At 72.5% G+C, this 5,465-nt stretch carries 5 protein-coding genes; all 5 read right to left on the bottom strand.

Features of this window, described 5'->3' with window-relative positions; genetic code table 11:
* Positions 1-12: 12 nt before the first annotated feature.
* Positions 13-1,680 carry an ABC transporter ATP-binding protein gene (locus FFA01_RS15630; protein ID WP_146857108.1) on the bottom strand — a complete coding sequence of 556 codons (1,668 nt, stop codon included), beginning with the start codon at positions 1,678-1,680 and terminating at the stop codon, positions 13-15.
* Complete coding sequence (locus tag FFA01_RS15635; protein ID WP_182501135.1) at positions 1,677-2,270, bottom strand: GbsR/MarR family transcriptional regulator; 594 nt, start codon at positions 2,268-2,270, stop codon at positions 1,677-1,679. The genes FFA01_RS15630 and FFA01_RS15635 overlap by 4 nt, the downstream gene beginning before the upstream one ends.
* A gap of 80 nt (positions 2,271-2,350) precedes the next feature.
* Positions 2,351-3,808: a serine hydrolase domain-containing protein gene (locus tag FFA01_RS15640; protein WP_146857109.1), complete on the bottom strand. Its 1,458-nt coding sequence runs from the start codon at positions 3,806-3,808 to the stop codon at positions 2,351-2,353.
* Between the two features lie 20 nt (positions 3,809-3,828).
* On the bottom strand, positions 3,829-4,722 hold the full coding sequence (locus FFA01_RS15645) for an ABC transporter permease (protein WP_146857110.1): 894 nt from the start codon (positions 4,720-4,722) through the stop codon (positions 3,829-3,831).
* The coding region (locus FFA01_RS15650) for an ABC transporter permease (protein ID WP_146857111.1) at positions 4,719-5,465 on the bottom strand (747 nt) is incomplete at its 5' end. The genes FFA01_RS15650 and FFA01_RS15645, both read right to left, overlap by 4 nt.

Consider the following 5,465-nt stretch of genomic DNA (forward strand, 5'->3'; position numbering starts at 1 on the left):
AGGCGTCGGACGTCAGGCGCTGAGGCGCTCCTCCCGGCGGCGGCGCTGCTCGATCGGATCGGGCACGGGTGCCGACGCGATCAGCCGCCGCGTGTAGTCGTCCGACGGCGACGTGAGGATCTCGCTACGATCGCCGATCTCGACCAGACGCCCCGAGCGGAGCACCGCGATGCGGTCGCAGAGCGAGTCGACGACGGCCAGGTCGTGGCTGATGAACAGGCAGGCGAACCCCAACCGGTCCTGCAGGGAGCGGAACACGTCGAGCACCCTCGCCTGCACCGAGACGTCGAGGGCGCTGGTCGGCTCGTCGGCGATCAGCAGATCGGGGTCGAGCGCGACGGCGCGGGCGATCGCCACGCGCTGCCGTTGCCCGCCCGAGAGCTCGTGCGGATAGCGTTCCCGCCACGCGCCTCCCAGTCCGACGTCGGACAGCAGGGCGTCGACCCGGTCGGTCAGCTCCGACCCGCGGAGCCCCCGTCGGACCTGCAACGGCTCGGCCACCGTCTGCGCGATGCTGTAGCGCGGGTTGAGCGACGTCGCCGGGTTCTGGAACACCACCCCGACGCGCTCGCGCATGGCCGCGATCTCGCGTCGACCGGCCGTCCGCAGGTCGACGCCGGTCGCGTACACGCTCCCCGACGAGACGGGGGCGAGGCCGATCGCGGCCCGGCCGATCGTGGTCTTCCCGCTGCCCGACTCGCCCACGAGGCCGAGGATCTCGCCGCGGGCGACCTCGAAGCCGACCTCGTCGACGGCGCGGAAGCGACCCACCAGACGGTTCCCGTACTCGACCACGAGGTCACGGATGGCCAGGGCCGGGACGGGCGTCTCGAGGGGCGCGCCCACCGGAGGGCGCGCCTCGGTCGACGCGCGCTCGCCGACCCGCGGCACCGCACGGAGGAGATCGCGCGTGTAGTCGGCGGAGGGCGAGCCGAACAGCGGAGCCACGTCGTCCGTCTCGACGACCCGTCCCGCGCGCATCACGACGACGCGATCGGCGAGGTCCGCCACGACGCCCATGTCGTGGGTGATGAGCAGGATGCTCGTGCCCGACCGCTGCTGCAGCCGCCGCAGGACGTCGAGCACCTCGGCCTGGACCGTCACGTCGAGGGCCGTCGTGGGCTCGTCGGCGATCAGCAGGTCGGGGTCGGAGGCGAGCGCCATGGCGATCATGATCCGCTGGCACTGACCGCCGGACAGCTGATGCGGGAACGACCGGAGGCGCGCCTCCGGCTCGGGGATCTCGACGCTGGCCAGCAGCTCGACCGCCCGTGACCGCACCGCGCCGCGCGACAGCGACGGGTCGTGCCGCCTGACGGCCTCCTCGATCTGGAACCCCACGGTGAACACGGGGTTCAGCGCGGCGAGGGGATCCTGGAAGATCATCGCGACCCGGTCCCCCCGGATCGAGCGCAGCGTCGCCTCGCCCCGGCCGACGAGCTCGACCCCGTCGAAGCGGAGCGAGCCCCCGACGGTGGCGTTGGCCGGCAGCAGGCCGAGCACCGACATCGCGGTGACGCTCTTGCCCGAGCCCGACTCGCCGACGACGGCCAGGACCTCGCCCCGACGGACGTCGAACGACACCCCGTCGACCGCGGACTCGTCGTCGCCGTCGACGTCGAACCGGATCGTCAGGTCCGTCACGCTCAGCAGCGGGTCGCCCTGCCGCTCGTCGGTCACCGCGGGTCCTCGACGGCGTCGTCGGACCCGGCGACCGGGGTCTCGTCGCGTCGCGCCTTGAAGGCCTCCCAGTCGAGGAGCATCTTGCGGTGGTGCTGCGAGATCCAGGACATGTAGTCGCGGCCGTTGACCAGCCGGCGCCGCACCTCCTCGTCCTGCGCGTCCGCGGGGTCGAGCACGGCGAGCCCCTGCTCGATGGTGACGCGCTGCCGGTCGAGGTACCGGCGCTCGCCGGCGAGCCAGCTGCCCCAGACGTCGTCCTCGGCGCGGAAGTAGTGGCTGCGGTCGCCCGGCACGACGTGCCGCTTGATGAACCCCGACTCGACGAGACGGCGGGTCGACATCGAGACCGATCCGGCGCTGGCGCTCAGCGCCGCCCCGAGGTCGGCGGACGAGATGTAGGGCTGGCGCATCATCATGAGGTAGCCGAGGATCCGGCCGTCCATCAGCGACGATCCGGCCATCTCCCACATGACGGCGAACTGCTCGACGAAGTCGCGCCGCGCGGTGTCGTCGCGTGCGGAGTCGTCGCGTGCGGAGTCGGTCGACGCGAGCGAGGCGGTGGTGGTGGTGTCGTCGGTGCTCGGCATGTTCTCTCTCGATCCGTGTCGTGCCCTCGGGGCGTGGCAGGCGCTACGCGGCCAGCCTAGATCGGCGGCCCGGACGCGGGTCATCCCTCGAGCCCCGTCACCGGGCGCATGCTCAATCCGCCCGACCCGCGGAGCAGCGTCACCTCGCCGTCGGCGTCGAACTCGTAGCGCATGGTCTCGCCCACGGAGCCGAAGCCGTCGCCCTGCGCGATGAGCACCTCGTGCGGCCCGACGACCCGCAGGCGCTCGAGGCCCTCGACGGGATCCGGCCCGGACGGGTGCAGCGCCACGAGGTTCTCCCCGAGAAGCGCCACGTCGACGATGCCGAACTCGCCCGCGAACCGTCCGGTGAACCGGGCCGGATCGAATCCCACCGAGGAGGCGCGGGTCGCCAACCCCGTGGGCGCCGCCTCCCGTGCCAGGTCGAGCAGTCGGAGCACGCCCGACGACAGCGGCGTCGCCGGTCCGTCCACCGCGTTCGTCATGACGGAGACGGCGAGACCGAGGGCGGGGTCGAAGAGCGTGCGCGTGATGTGCCCGGGGTAGCCGCCGGAGTGCCCGACGACCCGGTGCCCTCCGACGCGGTCGATGACGAAGCCGAGGCCGTAGTGCGGCGACGACGGCTGAGACGCGTCGGACTGCCACGCCTCCCGCTGCGCCAGACGCCTGCTGTGCTCGCCGAGGAGGCGATCGTCGCCGTCGAAGTGGGCCGAGGCGTAGGTCACGAGATCCGAGGCCGTGCCGTAGAAGCCCGTCGCGGCGGCCATCGCGCGCGTGTCGACGTGGTCGAGGCGCACGCGGGTCTGCGAGACGTGCCGACCGCTGTGACCGGCGGCGTACTCGGCGGCGCGCGCGGGATCCCATTCGGGTCCCGTGTTCGACAGGCCGAGACGCTCGACGATCGACTCCGTCACGTACTCGCCGTACGTCCGCCCCGAGGCCGCCGCCACGACCAGGCCGAGCAGCGAGTAGCCGAGGTTGCTGTAGTTGAAGCCCGCGCCCGCGGCCGCCTTGTCGCCGTGGTCGAGCAGCATCTCGAGCAGCTCGTCCTCGTCGGGGAACGGACGGCCGTGCTGCCAGTAGTCGCCGTCGAGGCCGTCGCGGATGACGCCGGCACCGTGCTCGAGGAGCTCGCGGAGGGTCGCGTCGGCCAGGCGCGAGCCGCCCTCGACCAGCCGCGGCACGTACCGGCCCACGGGGTCGTCGAGCCGGACGACCCCGCGCTCGACGAGCTGCAGCACGGCGGTCGCCGTGAAGGTCTTCGAGTGCGAGGCGATCCGGAACAGGTGCTCCGTGGTCAGCGGGACCCGCGCCTCCTCGTCCGCGAGACCGTGGGCCGTCGCGAGCTGGACGGCTCCGTCGAACCAGACGGCCGCCTGGACGCCGGGGACCCGCTCGCGCCAGCGGCGGTAGGCGAGCCAGCCGTCGACGTAGGGCAGGGCGGCCTGCAGGTCGGCGACCTGCCGCCCGGTGAGCGCGGGCGCGGTCGGATCGGTCGCGGCCGAGCCGGGCTCGGTCGGTGCGGATGCGGTGGTCATGGGTCCTCCCGGGGTTCGCGTCACTGCTGACGACGGGGGTCGAGGGCGGCACGCAGGGTGTCGCCCAGGCTGATGATGCTGAGCACGGTCACGGCCAGGAACAGCGCCGGGAAGATCAGGAGGTGCGGGGCGTTCTGGAACTGACTGGACGCGCTCGAGAGCTGGAGTCCCCAGGAGATCGCCGGGGCCTCGAGCCCGATGCCGAGGTAGGTCAGCGAGCTCTCGGCGACGATGACCCCGCCCACCGTGATGGTCGCGACGACGAGCACGGGCGACAGCGAGCTGGGCAGCACGTACCGGGTGACGATCCGCCAGGTCGACAGGCCCATCGTGCGTGCTGCGAGCACGAAGTCCGCCTGACGGACCGACCGCACCGAGCCGCGCACCAGCCGCGCCATCGTCGGCCAGCCGAACAGGGCGAGCACGAGCGACACGGTCAGCACCGAGCGCTCCCCCGCGCTGTTCAGCACGACGACCGCTCCGAGCAGCAGGGGGAACCCGAGGAACACGTCCGTCAGACGGGACAGCGCCGCGTCGACGACGCCGCCGTACAGCCCGGCGAGCGTGCCGACGACGATCGCGACCGTCATCGACAGCAGCGTGGTCAGCAGCCCGACCGACAGGGAGGCGCGGGTGCCGTGGATGACGTTCGCGTAGACGTCGCAGCCCTGCAGGTCGAACCCGAACGGGTGGCCGGCCGTCGGATCCGCGCCGCTGAGGTTGAGGTCGCAGACGCGCGGGTCCGGATTGCCGAACAGGGCGGCGAAGGGCCCCGGGAGCACCGCGATCAGCACGAGGAGGGCGACGATCGCGGCGGGGACGAGGAAGCCCGGGCGGCGGACCGCCCGCCGCAGCGGGTGCCGCCGTCCGCCGGCCAGGGACGGGGCGACGGGGGTGATGAAGCTCTCGGTCATCGGCGCACTCTCGGGTCGAGGAGGGCATGGATCGCGTCGACCAGGAGGCTGGTGACGAGGAACACGAGGATGAGCGCCGTCGAGATGCCGACGACGGTCGCGCCCTCGTGCGCGCGGATGGCCCCGAAGAGGAGGTTGCCCACGCCCGGCAGGTTGAAGATGCCCTCGATGATGACCGTGCCGCCGAGCAGGTAGCCGAGGTCGGTCGCGAGGAAGGTGGCGGTGGGGATCAGCGAGTTGCGCATCACGTGCACGCCGATCACCCGACCGGGAGCCAGCCCCTTGGCCTTCGCCGTCCGGACGTAGTCCGAGCTGAGGTTCTCGAGCAGGGAGGCGCGGGTCAGGCGCGACACGGAGGCGAGGCCGAACAGGGCGATCACGATCGCGGGCAGCACGTAGGCCGTGGGCCAGCCCGCGGTGACGCCGGCCACGGGGACGAGGTCGAGTCGGACGGCGAACACGAGCTGCAGGGTGACCCCGACGACGAAGACCGGGATCGCGCTGGCCACGATGGTGCCGCCGAGGATCGCCTTGTCGATCAGGGTGCCGCGCGTCAGCGCGGAGACGACGCCGAGACCGATGCCGACGACGATCTCGAGCACCCACGCCGACAGGGCGAGGGTGACCGTCACCGGCCAGCGACTCGCCATCTGCTCGCCGACCGACTGTCCGGTGAACGTGGTGCCGAAGTCGCCGCGGAACAGCCCGCCGATGTAGCGGGTGTACTGCTGCCAGAGCGGCTC

Origin of the sequence: Frigoribacterium faeni (assembly GCF_007988805.1) — a bacterium.
Taxonomy (GTDB): Bacteria; Actinomycetota; Actinomycetes; order Actinomycetales; family Microbacteriaceae; genus Frigoribacterium; species Frigoribacterium faeni.